17 protein-coding genes are annotated in these 17,048 nt (G+C 63.5%); 11 read left to right on the forward strand and 6 right to left on the reverse strand.

What is annotated here, in order from left to right; all coding sequences use genetic code 11:
- Positions 1–115 precede the first annotated feature (115 nt).
- The 3 genes from yghU to HY26_RS05750 all read left to right on the forward strand — a co-directional run bounded on the left by yghU (position 116) and on the right by HY26_RS05750 (position 2,400).
- Entirely contained in the window at positions 116–997 is an 882-nt protein-coding gene (gene yghU, locus HY26_RS05740; protein WP_065383136.1) for a glutathione-dependent disulfide-bond oxidoreductase, read from the forward strand.
- The gene (locus tag HY26_RS05745; RefSeq protein ID WP_112073095.1) at positions 994–1,971 is read left to right on the forward strand and encodes a hypothetical protein; all 978 of its coding nucleotides are present in this window, start codon (positions 994–996) and stop codon (positions 1,969–1,971) included. The genes yghU and HY26_RS05745 overlap by 4 nt, the downstream gene beginning before the upstream one ends.
- Positions 1,972–2,055: 84 nt before the next feature.
- Positions 2,056–2,400: a chorismate mutase gene (locus tag HY26_RS05750; protein WP_051600317.1), complete on the forward strand. Its 345-nt coding sequence runs from the start codon at positions 2,056–2,058 to the stop codon at positions 2,398–2,400.
- On the opposite strand, the gene HY26_RS05755 is transcribed toward HY26_RS05750, so the two are convergent.
- A complete protein-coding gene (locus HY26_RS05755) occupies positions 2,361–2,741 on the reverse strand; it encodes an Hpt domain-containing protein (RefSeq protein ID WP_034769472.1) in 381 nt (126 codons plus the stop codon). The genes HY26_RS05750 and HY26_RS05755 overlap by 40 nt on opposite strands.
- 393 nt (positions 2,742–3,134) lie before the next feature.
- On the opposite strand from HY26_RS05755, the gene HY26_RS05760 reads away from it, so the two are divergent.
- Entirely contained in the window at positions 3,135–5,252 is a 2,118-nt protein-coding gene (locus HY26_RS05760; protein WP_112073096.1) for a hypothetical protein, read from the forward strand.
- A 1-nt stretch (position 5,253) separates the two neighbouring features.
- Here HY26_RS05760 and gcvA read toward each other — a convergent pair whose 3' ends face one another.
- On the reverse strand, positions 5,254–6,186 hold the full coding sequence (gene gcvA / locus HY26_RS05765) for a transcriptional regulator GcvA (protein ID WP_034769465.1): 933 nt from the start codon (positions 6,184–6,186) through the stop codon (positions 5,254–5,256).
- A 109-nt stretch (positions 6,187–6,295) separates the two neighbouring features.
- Here gcvA and cysG point away from each other — a divergent pair, with 109 nt between their 5' ends.
- The 6 genes from cysG to HY26_RS05795 are packed head-to-tail and all read left to right on the forward strand — an operon-like array spanning position 6,296 to position 11,517.
- A complete protein-coding gene (cysG, locus tag HY26_RS05770; RefSeq protein WP_065383125.1) occupies positions 6,296–7,699 on the forward strand; it encodes a siroheme synthase CysG in 1,404 nt (467 codons plus the stop codon).
- Complete coding sequence (locus HY26_RS05775; RefSeq protein WP_034769457.1) at positions 7,696–8,001, forward strand: DUF2849 domain-containing protein; 306 nt, start codon at positions 7,696–7,698, stop codon at positions 7,999–8,001. Before cysG ends, HY26_RS05775 begins: the two co-directional genes overlap by 4 nt.
- Positions 8,001–8,633 carry a glutathione S-transferase family protein gene (locus HY26_RS05780; protein ID WP_112073097.1) on the forward strand — a complete coding sequence of 211 codons (633 nt, stop codon included), beginning with the start codon at positions 8,001–8,003 and terminating at the stop codon, positions 8,631–8,633. Before HY26_RS05775 ends, HY26_RS05780 begins: the two co-directional genes overlap by 1 nt.
- The gene (locus tag HY26_RS05785; protein WP_034769454.1) at positions 8,633–10,288 is read left to right on the forward strand and encodes a nitrite/sulfite reductase; all 1,656 of its coding nucleotides are present in this window, start codon (positions 8,633–8,635) and stop codon (positions 10,286–10,288) included. The genes HY26_RS05780 and HY26_RS05785 overlap by 1 nt, the downstream gene beginning before the upstream one ends.
- Positions 10,275–10,769 carry a DUF934 domain-containing protein gene (locus tag HY26_RS05790; protein ID WP_065383124.1) on the forward strand — a complete coding sequence of 165 codons (495 nt, stop codon included), beginning with the start codon at positions 10,275–10,277 and terminating at the stop codon, positions 10,767–10,769. The genes HY26_RS05785 and HY26_RS05790 overlap by 14 nt, the downstream gene beginning before the upstream one ends.
- A gap of 4 nt (positions 10,770–10,773) precedes the next feature.
- The gene (locus HY26_RS05795) at positions 10,774–11,517 is read left to right on the forward strand and encodes a phosphoadenylyl-sulfate reductase (protein WP_034769448.1); all 744 of its coding nucleotides are present in this window, start codon (positions 10,774–10,776) and stop codon (positions 11,515–11,517) included.
- Between the two features lie 87 nt (positions 11,518–11,604).
- Here HY26_RS05795 and HY26_RS05800 read toward each other — a convergent pair whose 3' ends face one another.
- Together HY26_RS05800 and HY26_RS05805 are read right to left on the reverse strand one after the other, a co-directional pair.
- Positions 11,605–12,414 (reverse strand): RNA methyltransferase, encoded by an 810-nt coding sequence (locus tag HY26_RS05800; RefSeq protein WP_034769447.1) that lies wholly within the window; start codon positions 12,412–12,414, stop codon positions 11,605–11,607.
- Positions 12,415–12,466: 52 nt separating this feature from the next.
- A complete protein-coding gene (locus HY26_RS05805) occupies positions 12,467–12,799 on the reverse strand; it encodes an RcnB family protein (RefSeq protein ID WP_051600316.1) in 333 nt (110 codons plus the stop codon).
- A 171-nt stretch (positions 12,800–12,970) separates the two neighbouring features.
- Here HY26_RS05805 and HY26_RS05810 point away from each other — a divergent pair, with 171 nt between their 5' ends.
- A complete protein-coding gene (locus HY26_RS05810; protein WP_065383123.1) occupies positions 12,971–14,194 on the forward strand; it encodes a hypothetical protein in 1,224 nt (407 codons plus the stop codon).
- Here the strand turns inward: HY26_RS05810 and rpoH are convergent.
- Positions 14,191–15,090 carry an RNA polymerase sigma factor RpoH gene (gene rpoH / locus HY26_RS05815; protein WP_034769445.1) on the reverse strand — a complete coding sequence of 300 codons (900 nt, stop codon included), beginning with the start codon at positions 15,088–15,090 and terminating at the stop codon, positions 14,191–14,193. The genes HY26_RS05810 and rpoH overlap by 4 nt on opposite strands.
- Positions 15,091–15,370: 280 nt before the next feature.
- Entirely contained in the window at positions 15,371–17,041 is a 1,671-nt protein-coding gene (locus tag HY26_RS05820; protein ID WP_051600315.1) for a SulP family inorganic anion transporter, read from the reverse strand.
- Positions 17,042–17,048 lie beyond the last annotated feature (7 nt).

The following is a 17,048-nucleotide window of genomic DNA, read 5'->3' on the forward strand; positions in this document are numbered from 1 at the left end:
TTTTTTATTGTCAGGGGGTCTTCACGATAGGTTGAGCGGGTCTGATTGCGCGAGACCTTGCATTGCGCGGCGCGCGCCACAGCTTAAGCTGAACCAAAACGCAGGAAGGAACGCCATGACCGATCCCACTTACACGCCGCCGAAAGTCTGGACCTGGGACAAGGCCAGCGGCGGCCGCTTCGCGAATATCAACCGCCCCATCGCCGGACCGACGCATGACAAGGAGCTGCCGGTGGGCAAGCATCCTTTCCAGCTCTACTCGCTCGGTACGCCGAATGGCGTGAAAGTCACGATCATGTTCGAGGAGCTGCTCGAGGCTGGTCACAAGGACGCCGAGTATGATGCGTGGCTGATCAATATCGGGGAAGGGGACCAGTTCGGTTCCGGCTTTGTCGACATCAACCCGAACTCGAAGATCCCGGCGCTGATGGATCATTCCACCAACCCGCCGACGCGGCTGTTCGAATCCGGCTCCATGCTGGTTTACCTTGCCGAGAAGTTCGGCGCTTTCCTGCCAAAGGATCACAACAAGCGCGCTGAGACGATCAACTGGCTGATGTGGCAGATGGGATCTGCCCCGTTCCTGGGCGGTGGCTTCGGCCATTTCTATGCCTATGCGCCGGAGAAATACGAATACCCGATCAACCGCTACGCCATGGAAGTGAAGCGCCAGCTGGACGTGCTGAACCGGAACCTCAAGGACCGTGAGTACATGGCCGGTGACGAATACACGATCGCCGACATGGCGATCTGGCCCTGGTATGGCGCGCTGGTGACCGGCGCTGTCTATGATGCGGGCGAGTTCCTGCAGGTGCACGAATACACCAATGTCATCCGCTGGATGAAGCAGGTGGGGGAAAGACCCGCCGTGCGCCGCGGCCAGATGGTGAACCGGACTTTCGGCAAGCCGGAAAGCCAGCTGCGCGAACGTCACGATGCCAGCGATTTCGACACGAAGACGCAGGACAAGCTGGAAGCGGAAAAGGCGGGTGAATGAGTCTGTTCGGACTGTTCGGGAAGAAACAGCCCCCATTCGATCCAACCGAAGGTGATCCGAACGTCGCGCCCGGCCTTGGCCTGATACAGGCCGGAGACGGCGCGGCGCTCGGCGCCCTCTATGCGGGGCTGCCGCCGGCGGACCGTGTTCATTTTATTGATAGTGTCGGTCTCCTGTCGGAGATCGCGGCGCTCCTGCCGCCGCTGGACAGCCACCCGGCCATGCCCGCCATTCATGGCGGGCTTTGTTATGTCTGGGCCCATCGCCTGCGCGGCAATGCGACGGCTGACCTGACCAGCGACGGGCAGTTCATGGACATGGCAGAAATGGCCTTCCACGCGCAGGACCTGCTGGCCAGGGCCTCGCAGCAAACGCCCGGCGACAGCGCGCTGCATGCGTTCCGCATCCGGGCGATCATGCTGACAGGTGACGAAGACGGTGTGTTCGAGGAAATCTGCGCCGGCCTGAAGGCAACAGGGGAGGCGAACCTCCTCGCCGAAATGGCCCGCCTGAATTACCTGACCGCAAAGTGGCACGGCAGCCATGAAGAGATGTACGGCGTCGCCGATGCGGCGGCCGCGGATCCGGCGAATGCGGCCTTCCTGTCCCTGCAGGCGCGCGCGTGGATCGAGGAATGGCTGTACGAAACCGGCATGAATGATGTGCGGGAGGAACAAGAAGCGTTCCGGGCGCGCCGGTATTCGGAGGATTTCCGGGCCGAGATTGCCGCGCTGGATGATCGTTTCCACGCGCTGCTGGCTGACCTGCCGGCGCCCAGCCAAGTGGAGCGCCAGTTTGCCCACAACAGTTTTGCCATGCTTTTCCACCTGAACCGCGACAAGGCGCGCCTGAAAGCCCATCTCGAAGCCATTGGCAGCACGCCGACAGGCATGCCGTGGGGGTATATTTTTGGCGAAAATGTTCCGAAGAAGCTCAACAAGTTGCGCAAGTCTGTCGGACTGGCGCAATTCTGACCCCGCTGCTGCGGCACCGCACCTCGTTCCTTGCAGAGGCGCCGTCACCCATATAGGGCAGGACGATCAGACCTGAGAGGCCGCATGACGACCTACACTTCCGACCCTCGCCGGCACACTGCCGAGACCGCAGAGACGATGACCGATGTCCGCTACGAGGTGGACCGGATCGACCGTCTGCTGGTGGAAATCCTGGCTGAGCGCCAGTCCTTCATGGATGCTGCCGCCCGCATCAAGGGCGACCGGAACATCGTGCACGACCGCGCACGGATTGAGGATGTGGTATCGAAAGTGAAGGCGGCCTGCGAGGCGGCAGGCCTGTCACCGGCGATCGCGGAGCCCGTCTGGCGGACGCTGATCGACCGCTGCATCGCCTATGAATTCGAGAGCTACGACGCTTTGAGGGCGCCTTTGCCGGCAAGTTCGTGAGCGGCTTTCGCCACTTCTTCCATCGTCGCCGACAGGCAATCGCGCACATCGCCCAGCAGGACAGCAGCGGCGGTAATGCTCGGCGGTGTCTCTGAACGCCCGGCCTTTTCGGCCAGCTCGCAATAGCGGGCGAGGCGCAACGCACCGAGCGACAGGCAGGCACCTTTCAGCGTGTGGGCCGCATCGGCCCATTGTTTCGGCTCGGCCTTCGGATCCATCAGGCGCATCCACAGCCCGGTCTGCTCGCGGAAAATGTCGATCACTTCGAGCGCGAGATCCTTGTCTCCGCCGGTCATGGCCTTGAGGTGGTCGCGGTCGAGCAAGGCGAGGGTGGAAGACATGAGGTCATCTCCGGTTATCGCGGCAAGTATGACATGGCCTGCTTTGTGACGAGGTTAACGCGGTTAAAATGCGATGACTTATCGTTTGTCGGTGAAAGAATTCCGCGTTATACACCCGAAGCGTGAGGCAAAAATGCTTCCAATCCGAACATTTCTGACGTCATGGGGGCCGTTGTGGCTATCATCATTCTGATCCGGAATCTGGTCATTGCCGGCGTACTTGCCTGGCTTGGCATCGATTATGCTCCGGATGACAAATCGGATATGTCCGAGGCTGGCCCTCAAAGCGCCTTGATTCTCGGGCATTCTATCAAATAACGATCTGGCGGTTGGCCCTTTGCTGTTAAGCATTCCGGTCTCGCGCCGGAAGGTTTGACGCGGTATAAGGGTGGTATGAGCGAAAACACCGAAGCTCGGCCCTCTGGCCGGGATTTGCTGGCCAGGCAAGAGGCATCGGAATATTTCGAGCTGGCACAACATGGTGGCAGCTGGATGGTCGTGGGCGGATTCGTGGCTGCGTCCATGTGGATCGGTGCGGCTGCCGGTGTGATCCTCGGCTTCTATGGTGTCCCCGCGCTGATGGCGCTTAACCCGTTCGTCCTGGCAGGCGGGGCGATGGGCATTGCCGTGCCCGCGCTGTTGCTGGTCATGGCCGGGTATATGGGCCGAACCAACCGGCGTGCGAGTGCGGCGAACGCCCTCGTCATGTCGGCTGCGACCCGCTTGATGGCGCCCGCCCGCGAGGCCGGCACCGAGGGCATTACCTTTGCCGAGCAGATGAAACAGGCCGCTGCCGAGATCGATCATGCCATGGCGCATGCCCTGACGGCGATGAAGGCCATGTCGGGCGAGATCGGCGATGAGCGCATGCGTCTCGAATCCGTCGCTTATGCCAGCGCCGACAATGCCCGCGACCTGACCGAGCGCCTCTCTGCGGAACGCCAGGCGCTGGAAGGCCTTGCCCGTGACCTGCGCAGCCAGCTCAATCAGATGAACGACGCGATCCCGCGCCAGGCCGAGGCCATGGTCGCGGCGGCACGCGCGGCGACCACTGAAATCTCGCAGGCAGATGAGTTGCTGGACAACCAGCTTGAGGCCATGCGCTCGGCCAGTGAAGCGCTGGCCGCACGCCTGCTCGACCTCGATAATCTTGCCCGCGAAGCTGGCGCCCGCACCGAGACGCTGACCTTCGCGATCAGCCAGATCGAGGAGAAGCTCGACCAGTCCCGCCGTACGGTCGATACGGCCGTCCGGGCAGGGGAGATCGCTGCCGCTGCCGCCATGACGACCGGAGACGCGCTCAAGGACGCTGTCTCCTCCGCGATCGAAGGCGCGCGTCAGGCCAATCATGAAATCAACCAGTCGACCCGCGCCGCCGCGGAAGAAGCCGCCCAAGCGCTGGCCCGGCTGCGCCAGGCCGGCCAGGAAGCTGCGGCCTCGCTCCGCAGCACCGAGTTTGCGGCCCGCGCCGAAGTTGCCCGGATCGACCGCTCTGCCGTGCTGGAAGGCCAGAAACCGAAACCGCCGGCTAAAGACCCGCCGCCGGTTGTCCAGCAGGCGGCGCCTGCACCTGCACCGGAAAAGCCGGCTCCGCCGCCTACCGTGACGCCGCAGCCGCGCCCGGAGCCTGCACCAGCACCATCTTCCAGCCGCGAGCCGGTGAATGGTAGCCATATGAACGGCAAGAGCCACACAAATGGCTATTCGATCACCAATGGCCATTCCCTGAAGGACGAGGCGCCGAAACGCCCCGCGCCGCCACGCCGTGCCACCGATCCTGACGAAGACCTGTTCGATGCAGCCGCGGACCTGCTTGCCTCGGCCGGGCAGGAAAAGACGGAAGACAAGGCGCCGGAACCGGACGCAAAGGACGCACCGCTGGAGCTGGGCAAGACCGTCGATCCGAAGGATCCGAACCCGGTCACGCTGCGCCGCCGTTTCGACGATGTGAAGGAAGAGCCTGCCGCACCGCCGCACCCGCTGCGCCGTGCGACGGATTTCCTGCAAGCGGAAGCAGGGGCGGCAGCTGCAACCCCAGCGCCCGAAACAAAACCGGCTGCTGCGGAGCCCCCGCCGGCCGTCGTCACGCCGCCCGCCTCAAAGGCGGAACAGTCCGGCGAAATGGGCTGGCGCGATATCATTTCCGACATGAGCCGGGACGATCCGCTGCCGCGCGACCGCGAGGAAGTGGCCGACCGGCTGATCGCTCGCCTGCAATCGTCCGGCATCCAGCTGCCGGAGACCTTCAAGCCGAAGATGAAGCGCAAGATCGCCGAGGCGGCCCGGAAGGGGGAACAGCAGCGCAAGGCGGCGATCCTCGAACAGGCCGGCCGTCAGGTGGAGCGCATCACCCAGCGCCTGCGCAATGACGATGACCTGCGAGAACTGGCAGCGAACTTCGTTGAGATGGAGCAGGACGACGCGCTGAACGCGCTGGAGCAGACCCAGCGGACCAGCCGCAATGCCAGCCCGCGTCTCGCGGCTTACCTGCTGCTCGACGCGGCGCTCTAGCTCAGACGCCGACCACTTCCGTCTCGGCGGCTTCTGCCTTGATCCATTTGATGAATTCCCGAACGTCGGGGCTGAGGTGGCGCCCTTTCGGCCAGACCAGCCAGTAGCCGAAATCGATGCTTGTCGACCCGTCTGCAAATGGCGCGACGAGGCGGCCGGAGGCAAGGTCAGACGCTGCGATGGCTTGCTTGGCAAGGGCTACACCTCGCCCGGCGGCGGCGGCCTCGATCACGAGGATCGCCTGGTTGAAGCGCGGCCCACGGCTGGCGTCCACGCCCTCTACCTTGCGTGCCCGTAGCCAACTGGCCCAGTCCGGGCAGGAGGGGTCGACCTCCGTGCTCTCATCGTGGAGCAGGGTGTGGTTCTTCAGGTCTTCCGGGCGGCGGATCGCGTCCGGCCCGTCCAGCATGGCGGGTGAGCAGACCGGCAAAACGGTTTCATCGAGCAGTTTTTCCGATTTCAGCCCGTCATACACGCCCCGGCCGTAACGGATGGCGAAGTCTGCGTCGGCGGTAGTGAAGTCGGTCAGGCCCGTATCTGCGCTGATCCAGGCCTCGATTCCGCCGTGCTGCTGGTGGAATTTGTCGAGGCGGGGGGCGAGCCACTTGGCCGCAAAACTGGGGGCGCACGAGACCATGACCCGGCCCTTGCGGGCGGGGGATTGCATGATGCGGCCTGCTTCAGAAATTCTCTCGAAGGCTTCGCGCACCAGCGGCAGGCTCGCCTGCGCCGCATCTGTAAGCAAAACTGAACGACCCGTACGCTTGAACAGGGGCGTTCCGGCATAGTCTTCCAGCTGGCGGATCTGCTGGGAAATGGCCCCCGGGGTCACATTTAGTTCATCGGCTGCCTGTGTGAATGACAGGCGCCGGGCGGCTGCTTCGAAGGCACGAAGGGCGTTCAGCGGGGGCAAACGGTCAGTTGGTTCGGCCATAAATAGTTTCTCTAAAGCATCGCTGTAGGGGTTGCCAGTTGTCTCTCTCCCGTCAAGAGCCATTTTGGCAGCGTGTTGATCAGCTTTGCTAAATAGGGGCTCTGTGCGCATGCGCCAGTTTCCAGCGTTTTTTAATTTGCAGGACCAGCGGGTCGTCATCGTCGGAAGCGGCGAGGAAGCCCTGCGCAAGCTGCGCCTGTTCGCATCTGCTGGCGCCTTGCCCGTGATCATATCGGATCATGCCGGACCAGCGCATGATCATGCGGTGGCTTCGAAGGCGGCCACCATGACCATGGACGGCCTGGCTGAAGCGCTGGAGACCGCCCGGCTCGCCATCGTCGCCGAAGACAATCCGGACGCCATTGCCGTCATCCGCGCGGCCCGCGTGCCGCTGAACGTGGTCGACCGGCCGGAGCTCTGCGACTTCACCGTGCCCTCCATCCTGGACCGGGGCGACATTGTCGCCGCGATCGGATCGAACGGCACGGCGCCGGTGCTGGCAAAATCCATCCGTACAAAACTCGAAGCGCTGCTGCCCGCGCGCATCGGTGATCTCGCCGCGCTCGCTGGCCGCTTGCGCGACACGGTGAAAGCCGCGCTGCCGGATTTTTCCGCCCGCCGCAAATTCTGGGAACGCACGCTGACGGGGCGCGCCGCTGAGCTCGCCTATGCCGGAGACCTGACCGGCGCTGAAGCCGCGATGCGCGCCGAACTCTTCGCGCCTTCGGAAGCGGGCGTTGTGCACATTGTCGGCGCCGGCCCCGGCGATCCGGAACTCCTGACCCTGAAAGCCCTTCGTCTGATCCAGGAAGCGGACGTGGTCTACTACGACCGGCTCGTCTCGGATGGGATTCTCTCCCTCATCCGCCGCGATGCAGACCGCATCTCCGTGGGCAAGGCGAAGGGCAACCATTCCGTGCCGCAGGACCAGATCCACGAATTGCTGATCCAGTCCGCCCGCGAGGGCAAGCGCGTGGTGCGCCTGAAGGGCGGCGACCCCTTCATCTTCGGCCGGGGCGGGGAAGAGCTGGACGCCGTTGAGGCTGCAGGCATTTCCGCTTTCGTTGTGCCGGGCATTTCCTCCGCCCTCGGATGTGCGGCAAGCGCCGGCATTCCGCTGACCCACCGCGACCATGCCCAGGCCGTCACCTTCGTGACCGGCCATGCGAAAGCGGGCGGCGTGCCGGACCTCGACTGGGCATCGCTCGCCAGGCGTGAGCAGACCGTCAGCGTCTATATGGGCGTCGGCACCTCCGCCGCGATTGCCGAGAAAATGATCGAAGCCGGCCGCGCGCCGCAGACGCCGGTCGCCGTGATCGAGAACGGCACACGGCAAAATGAAGTCCGCGCCTATGGCATGCTGGAAGAACTGCCCCAGCTGATCGAGGCCCATGGCATCAAGGGCCCGGCGCTGCTGATCATCGGCGAAGTGGCGGGCCTGCGCGCCGGGCCTGTCGCCGCACCTGTTTCCACTGAAGCCTCCATTCCTACTCAGAAGGTTGTCTCCGCATGACGTCCGTCCGCCCGAAACTGAAGCCCGAGACTCCGAAAGCCGTGACGGCCTGGGAAACGGCGACCGGCAAATCCGTCTGGATGACGGAAGTCGGCACCTGGTCTGACGATGTCGGCAAGGCTGCCGCCTTCACCGGAGACATCGCCGAGGCCCGCCTCGCCGAAGCCCTGAAGCAGGAAGGCAAGGTGACCGATCCGTACTTCATGGAAGTGACCGAAACCGGCGGGATCACCGGCCGCGAAACCATTCGTGAAACCATCCGCGCCACCGGCCCGACCGTCGCCTATGGAGCCGATGCCTGATGCCGACCCGACCCATCACCCGCCTGACGCTTTATGGCGACTCCATTTCCGGCAACTGCCAGAAGCCGAAATGGACGGCCAATTATCTGGGCATTCCCTTCGACTGGGTCGAAGTGGATATCCTGAAAGGCGGTACGCAGACGGAAGACTTCCTGGCCGTGAACCCGGTAGGGCAGGTGCCGGTCGCCCGCTGGCCGGACGGTCGTACCCTGCCGCAATCTAATGCGATCATGCTCTACATTGCGGAAGAGGCAGGAAGCGACCTGATCCCGGCGGATGGCTTCAAGCGCGCCAAGATGATGAGCTGGCTGTTCTGGGAGCAATACTCTCACGAGACGGCCATCGCCGTGCGCCGGTTCCACAAGCATTACCTGAAGAAATCCGATGATGAGATCGATCCGAACCTGATGGCCAAGGGCCGCCGGGCCCTCGGCGTGATGGAGATGCAGCTGACCTTCACCGACTGGATTGTCGGCGAGGGTATGACGCTCGCGGACATTGCGCTCGTCGCCTATACGCGCCTCGCCCATGAGGGCGGTTTCGATCTTTCCGAGTTCCCGGCGGTCGAGCGCTGGGTCAGCCGCACCGAAGCGGCGCTCGGCATCCCGCACGCAAGAGAGGTTGCGGCCTAATGTACAGATATGACGAATTCGATGCCCGGATCGTGAAGGACCGCGTGGAACAGTTCCGCGGGCAGGTGAACCGCCGCCTGTCGGGCGAACTGTTGGAGGACGAGTTCAAGCCGCTGCGCCTGCAGAATGGCGTGTACCTGCAGCTGCACGCCTACATGCTGCGCGTCGCAATTCCTTATGGCCAGCTGAACGGCGCGAAACTGCGTCGCCTGGCGGAAGTGTCTACCAAATATGACCGTGGCTATGGCCATTTCACGACGCGCCAGAACATCCAGTACAACTGGGTGGCCCTGAAGGACATTCCGGATGCGCTGAATGACCTCGCCGAGGTCGAGATGCATGCCATCCAGACCTCCGGCAACTGTATCCGCAACGTGACGAGCGACCATTTCGCGGGTGCTGCGGCCGACGAAGTGATGGACCCGCGCCCCTGGTGCGAGATCATCCGCCAGTGGAGCACCTTCCATCCGGAATTCGCCTTCCTGCCGCGCAAGTTCAAGTTCGCGGTTACGGCGGCTGCGGCGGACCGGGCGGCGATTGCCGTGCACGACATTGGCCTGCGCATCGTGAAGCGCGGCGAGCAAGTCGGCTTCGAAGTCTATGTCGGCGGCGGGCAGGGGCGGACACCTCTGCTGGCCGCGCTAGTCAATGATTTTGTTCCGGAGGCGGAGCTTCTGGACTATGTCGAGGCAATCATGCGCGTCTACAACCGCTATGGCCGCCGGGACAACAAGTACAAGGCGCGGATCAAGATCCTCGTGGCCGAGCTTGGCCCGGAAGAGTTCACGCGCCAGGTGGAGGCCGAATACGCCGCCCAGCGCCCGCATGAGAAGATCGACCTGCCGCAGGCCGAGATCGACCGCATCCATGCCTATTTCGCCCCGCCGGCTTTCGACGCCGAAGATGGCACCGACGCGTTCGAGGCCGCCAAGGCCGCCGAGCCGGACTTTGCCCAGTGGGCGGAGGTAAACCTGCATCCGCACAAGCAGGCGGGCCATGCCTCCGTCACCGTCAGCCTGAAGCCGATCGGCGGCGCGGCGGGCGATGCGACGGATCTTCAGATGGAAATCGTTGCAGGTCTCGCCGAACGCTACGCCTATGACGACATTCGCGTCTCCCACGCGCAGAACCTCGTCCTGCCACATGTGCCGGTGAAGCATCTCTATGCGATCTGGCAGGCGCTCGATGCCGCCGGACTCGCGACGCCGAATGAGAGCCTGATCACTGACCTGATCGTCTGCCCGGGGCTCGATTACTGTAACCTCGCCAATGCGCGGTCGATTCCGATCGGGCAGGCAGTGCAGGAAGTCTTCGCCGATCCGAAATACCAGCGGGAGATCGGGCGGCTGCACATCAACATTTCCGGCTGCATCAATGCCTGTGGCCACCACCATGTCGGCCATATCGGCATTCTCGGCGTCGACCGGAAAGGCGAGGAGTTCTACCAGATCAGCCTCGGCGGCCGGGCGGACGAGAAAGCCGCCATCGGCGCCATCGCCGGGCCTGCCCTGAAAGGGGAGGACGTGCCCGGCGCCGTCAAGCGCATCATTGACGCCTATATGGCACTGCGCACATCTCCCGATGAGCTGTTCATCGACACGCTGGAGCGCGTCGGCGCCGACCCGTTCAAGGAGGCCCTCTATGCCACTGCTTAAGGATGGTGCAGAAATCGAGAATATCTGGCTGTTTGCCGGGCAGGAAGGTGAAGAAGATCTAAAGCCTGACCAGGCCGTGACCTTGCCGCTGGCCCGTTTCCTGGAACTGGCGGAAAGCCTCGCCGGGCGCAATGCGCCGGTCGGTGTACGCCTCGTTCCGGAAGACGATCCGGAGCTTCTGGAACCATTTCTTGAATGGATTCAATTGGTTGAGATCTCGTTCCCAAAATACACCGATGGCCGCGGCTACTCCCAGGCACAGCTGCTGCGCCGCCGTCATGGCTATACGGGAGAGCTGCGCGCGGTGGGACACGTACTGCGCGATCAGATTTTCTACATGAACCGTTCAGGCTTCGACGCTTATGAAACCGCCCGCGCTGAACTACCTAGTGTTCTGGAAGCCCTGAATGAATTCCGGGACACCTACCAGCCCGCGGCCGATGGCCGGGTCTCGGTGTTCCACGCAAGACACGGAACCTGACCTGATGCCCTATGGCGATATCAAACTCCGGCAGAAAGAGGATACCGAGACCCGTCTCGCCCGCCTGAACGGCGAGCTGCGCGAAGCCTCGGCCCAGACCATTCTGCGTGTCGCCATGGTGCGCGAATGGCCGGAACAACTGACCTATGTGTCGAGCTTCGGGGCAGAGAGCGTGGCCATGCTGTCACTGATCGCCGAAGTGGACCCGAGCCTGCCGGTGATCTTCCTCGATACGGGCATGCATTTCCCACAGACGCTGGACTATCGCGACGAAGTGATCGACCGCCTCGGCCTGACCGGTGTGCGCTCAATTCCGCCGAACGAGACCGAGCGCAAGGTGCTCGATCCGGACAACAAGCTCTGGAAGTCGGACTCCGATGCCTGCTGCGCCCTCCGCAAGGTGCGCCCGCTGGAACCGGCGCTGGAAGGCTTCAGCGCCTGGATCACCGGCCGCAAGCGTTTCCATGGCGGCGAGCGGATGAAGCTGCCCGTCTTCGAGTTTGCGAACGGCCGCTACAAGGTGAACCCGATGGCCGGCTGGACGGCCGACGACGTCGAACTGTTCATGAAGCAGCGCAACCTCCCGCGCCACCCGCTGGTCGATCAGGGCTACCCGTCCATCGGCTGCTGGCCGTGCACGCGACCGGCATCGGACCCGCTGGATCCGCGCTCCGGCCGCTGGGCAGGCCAGAACAAGACCGAGTGCGGTCTCCATCTCGACAAGGCGGAACGTCCACGCGTATTCTGAGGCTCTCTCGGGGCGGCTCTATCACACCAGGGGGTCCCCCATTCGCCCTTCCCGGCATAACCGGGGAGGGCGTTTTCTTGAGTCACCTCAGCCCGATTTCCCGAACACATGCGCCAGTGCGATCGCTCCGGCGGTTGCCACATTGATGCTGTCGAAGCCGTCCGACATGGGGATGCGCACGGGCGTAGCGGCCTTGATCAGAGCATCCGGCAAGCCTGGCCCCTCGGCGCCAAGCAGGATCGCGAGCCTGTCCGGCACGGGTAGGGATTGCATTGAGGCGGCTTCAGCCCGAGGTGACATGGCCCAGACGGTATAGCCCGCGTTTAAGACGGCATTTACCATGTCCAAGCCCGTCCCGCCTTGGGCATAGGGCAGGAATAGGCTCGCCCCGGACGAGACGCGAATGGCCTTGCGGTAGAGCGGATCGCAGCAGCGTTCGTCCAGCAGGACGCCGCCCGCGCCAAAGGCCGCGGCATTGCGGAAGCAGGCGCCCGTATTGTCGTGGTTCGAAATGTCGGAAAGGAGCAGGAGCGGCGAGGCGGGCGAGTGACTGGCAAGAAATTCGTCTGTCTGGGGAATATTGCCTTTCAGGCCACAGGCGAGCACGCCGCGGTGCATAGGGAAGCCGGCCACCTGATCCATCACCTCCTGCGGGGCGGTGTAGACCGCCACATCGGCAGGCACTTTTGCCAGCAGCTCTGCCAGCGGCTCCATCCGGGACTCGGCCAGGAACAGGCTCTCAATGGCAAAGCGCGAGCGCGTCAGCAACGTCTCCAGCGTCACCTTGCCCTCGACAATGAACCGCCCGCCATGGCCGGAGGTCAGGTCCTTCTCGCGGATGGAGGTGTAGGCCGCAACGCGGGGGTCGGCAGGGTCAGAAACAGGAAGAACGGGCATGGGGTTACCCATGCCCGCTCCGTCTGCTGCGATCAATCGCTGGGGTTTACGATCAGTCGAGCAGATCAATGATGGCATTGGCGACAAGGCCAGTTGTGACTTCCATCAGGTAGGCGTCCTGGTCGACCACGACCCAGCGATAGCCCGGAGGGGCCGGTTCCAGGTCATAGCGGCGCCAGTCCTCGAAATAGTGGCCGGTGCGATAGTCCGCGGGCAGGTATTCGCCCTTCTTCCACATTTTCTTGGCGTGGCCCGGCGGTATCTTGCCCTGCTTGGCCAGACCCGGCGGCAGGTCGCCCGGGCGGGATTGCGGCGGGTCGGCATAGGCCATCAGGCCTGCGCCCATGGCAGCGGCCAGCGCGGTGGTGACGAGTCTGAATTTCATTTCAAACCTCCTTTCGGGGCGTGTGGTCAGGTCTTGGGCGATAAACGGCTGAGAAGGCAGCCCGGTTCCCGGAAATAGACAGGGGCGCGGGCCGTCAACGTAATGTGTTGTTTGTGCTGAAGATTGCGGTAGGAGTAAGGCACTTCAGAAAGCGGAAGGGGAGATCCGCGCATGACCAAGACTCATGTTGGCAGCCGCATGGCAGTCACCATCCTGTTCAGCTTGCTATACCTCGCCTTCCTGCTGGAAACCGGCTTCCTGCTTGGGGAGTTCGGCGCTTCGGGCCTGGCCCTGCGGCTGGCCTCGCTGGATTCGCAGAATTTCATCTTCTTCCCTGTGGCTGGCCTGCTGGCGCTGGTCGCCTTCTGGCAGCCGGCCGTGTTGCTGGTCGATGCGATGTGGCGCGGCCAGCTTAAGTATGGGCGCATTGTGCTTGGGGCGAGCCTCCTGGTCGCATTGCTCGGGGCATGGCTGATTTCAGATGCGTTTGAGTCCTCGGAGGCCCGGTCCGTTTTCGAAATCGCGCCGAAAGCCCTGGCTGCGGATCGCGGCGTGCCCGCCTCAGAGCAGACGCCGCCGATTGCGCCGGTGAAGGAAGTGCTGGCCCGCATGCGCATCCTTTCGGGGGTTGACCGCGGCCTCGGCGAATACCAGGCCCAGTGCGATCAGGAATGGCTGCGCTATTCCGTGGCGGCTGATGCGGCGTTGCTCTGTTTCCCGGCAGGGGAGCGCATGTCGATCCGCGACTGCTGCACGGCCAAGGCGGAATTCCGCCAGCGTCTCAACAGGCTTGCTGCCCAATCCCCTTCGGTCACCGGGGCGGTGCACCGCTGGGTCATGCCGGTAAAAGTGTTCTTCCTGTTGCTGCTGCTCGGCATCGGCATCCTGCTAGTGCAATACCGCAAGGGGCTGGAGCGCCTGCACGGGGCGACGCCGTCCGGCATTTCCTTCGGTCTTGCGCTGGGTGGATCGGTAATGCTGATCTGGCCGCTGCTGAACGCGGCGTATTTGCAGACCATGGCGCTGCTGACCGGATCAGGCTCGGCGAGTGCCTATACGATTGTCGCGCCGCTTGTGGCGCTGGGCTTCGGGGTCTGGACGCTGCTGCTCGTCTTCTTCCACCTGCGCTCCTATCCCAGCCAGATCGAATATGCCGCCAAGATCGGCGGCTTCGTCGTCGCGGCCGTGGGCGTGTTCCGCTATGAGGAAATCACGAACTATCTCGCCCGCACGCTCGGCATCGGCGGCGGACTGGTCGCGATCATCGTGTTTGCGGTGGCCGTCGGCGCGCTGATCGTCTCCGTCGTGCTGGGTGTCGACCCAACGGACATCCTGGAAGATGAGGATGTGGAAGAGGCGGTGAAGAACGTGGTGGAGACCGCCGGCGGGGATTAATTCCCCGTCGGCAGGCCTTGTTCCTTGGCCATGCGCTTCATGGCCTTTTGCAGTTTCTCGAAGGCGCGGACCTCGATCTGGCGGATGCGCTCGCGGGAGACATTGTATTCTTCCGACAGCTCTTCCAGCGTTTTCGGGTCGTCCGTCAGGCGGCGCTCGGTCAGGATGTGGCGTTCGCGCTCGTTCAGGTCTTCCATGGCCGCGGAGAGGAGGTCCATCCGGGCATCGAATTCCTGCTGGTTGGCGAATTCCTCGGCCTGGCCTGGCTCGTCATCGGCCAGCCAGTCCTGCCATTCCATGTCGCCATCGGTGCCCATCGGCACGTTCAGCGAGGCATCGGAGCCGGACATGCGCCCGTTCATCGAATAGACTTCGCTTTCCGAGACATTGAGCTTCTCGGCGATCAGCCTGGCCTGTTCCGGCTTCAGGTCACCTTCCTCCAGCGCCTGCATCTCGCCTTTCAGGCGGCGCAGATTGAAGAACAGCTTCTTCTGGGCGGCCGTCGTGCCGAGCTTCACCAGGCTCCACGAGCGCAAGATGTATTCCTGGATCGCGGCGCGGATCCACCACATGGCATAGGTTGCCAGGCGGAAGCCCTTGTCCGGGTCGAATTTCTTCACGGCCTGCATCAGGCCGACATTACCCTCGGAGATCACTTCGGCCATCGGCAGGCCATAGCCGCGATAGCCCATGGCGATCTTGGCCACGAGGCGCAGGTGGGATGTCACCATCTTCTCGGCGGCTTCAGTGTCTTCCTGCTCGCGCCAGCGCCGGGCCAGCATGAACTCCTCGTTCTTTTCGAGCATCGGAAATTTGCGAATTTCGGTGAGATAACGGCTGAGGCCCTGTTCGGGGCTGAGCGTCATACTCGTACTGGCAGCAATCTTGTTTGCCATCTCTAAAATCCTCCTTCCGGAACCTATCCCGTGAAACCGGCGATGGTTCCAATTTGGAATGTCCGGAACTGTTTAGCCCCGTCTGGCGGCGACGTCTTGTACCGGAATGCGCATGAGTTTCATCGCGCTCAGGTATAGATAGGAATTGCGGCCTTCTTAGGGAAGAGGTGCAGCCATGGGGTTTTAGGTGGAATTTCGGGGGAATTCCGCGCAAAAAAAAAGCCCCGCGCCTGGAGAGAGGAGGCGCGGGGCGAAGGTCAGGAACGGGGGGGCTCTCCTGTTATTCGGCCGGTACGGGGGTCGGCTTCTCATCTAGGCGGGTGAGCGCCGCGGTGAGGGCGTCGCGGCGCTTGCCGAAACGCTTGTCCTCACTGCCCGGCACCTGGTCGGCGGCGAAGCGGTGGAGGACGGCTTCGACCTCCTCGCTCATGCCGGTGAAGTAGACATCCTTGCCGGCGTCGTGTGCGTCTTCGATGATCGTCTCGACCGCGCGGACGGCGGAGACGTCGATGAAGGGCACGCGGGCAAAGTCCAGCACGATGATCTCGACCTTGTCGCCAGCCCGGCTGCGGACATGGTGGCCAAGGTCAGCCGCTGCGCCGAAGCTGAGCGGGCCTCCGAAGTCGAACAGCATCACCCGGCCGCCACAGCGGGAGAGAAGGGTCACTTCCTCTTCGCTGGACTGGGGCGGGGCCTCGTGCTGCACGGAGGCGATCTGGTCGTCGGCCAGCTTCTTGATGAAGGCGAGGGCCGCGAGGACCACACCGACAGCCACAGCCGTGATCAGGTCGACGAAGACCGTCAGGCCAAGCACAAGCACCATCAGGGCGAGGTCCCAACGCGGGCCTTTGTGGGCACGCTTGATATAGGACATGTCGATCGTGTCGAAGCCGACCTTCACCAGGATACCGGCCAGAACGGCGTGCGGGATCTGCGAGGCGAGCGGGCCGAGGCTGAGCACGATGGCCAGCAGCACGAGCGCATGGGTTGCGCCTGAAATGCGGGTGCGGCCACCCGAACGGATGTTGATCACGGTCCGCATCGTGGCACCGGCACCCGGGATGGCGCCGAACATGCCGGCGATCGTGTTGCCGATACCCTGGCCGATCAGCTCCTTGTCGGAGTCGTGGCGCGTCCGGGTCATATTGTCTGCGACCAGCGAGGTCAGGAGGCTGTCGATGGAACCGAGCACCGCAAGGATGAAGGCAGCTTCAAGCACCACGAGGGCCGTGTCCGTGCTGAAGCTCGGCAGGACGAATTCCGGTAGGCCGGTCGGGATATCGCCCAGCACGGGCGCGCCCGGAATGAAGAGGCTGACCACTGTACCGATCACCAGCGCCGCGAGCGGGCCGGGGACGTAGGCGGCGAACTTCTTCGGCCAGGTGAAGACGATGAACAGCGTCATCGCGGCAATGCCGACGGCGATCAGGTTCGGGTCCATCACGGCGCCCGGCACCGCGGTGAAGGCCGGGATCGTGCCGCCGCCGTCAGGCTCGTGGCCGAACAGGCGGGAGAGCTGCAGCGCGATGATGATCACGCCGATGCCGCTCATGAAGCCGGAGATCACCGGGTAGGGGACCAGTTTCACATACTGGCCGAACTTCAGCACGCCGAAGCCGATCTGCAGGATACCGGCAAGAACAACGGCCGCGAAAACCAGCGTCGGGTTGCCGCCAAGCGCCGCATAGAGGCCGGCGAAGACGACGACCATCGGGCCGGTCGGGCCGGAGACCTGCGAGCCGGTGCCGCCGAACAGGGCAGCGAAGAAACCAACGAAAATGGCACCCCAGAGGCCGGCGATGGGGCCGGCGCCTGAGGCTTCACCGAAGGCAAGCGCCAGCGGCAAGGCGACGATGCCGGCGGTCAGGCCGCCGAACAGGTCGCCTCTCATGTTCGAGAGGTCAAAGAAGGGGCTGCGCCCGCCGGGCGCAGCTGTCTGGGAGGAAGACATATGGTTG

The sequence above is a fragment of the Hyphomonas sp. GM-8P genome, from assembly GCF_003263315.1.
GTDB lineage: Bacteria > Pseudomonadota > Alphaproteobacteria > Caulobacterales > Hyphomonadaceae > Hyphomonas.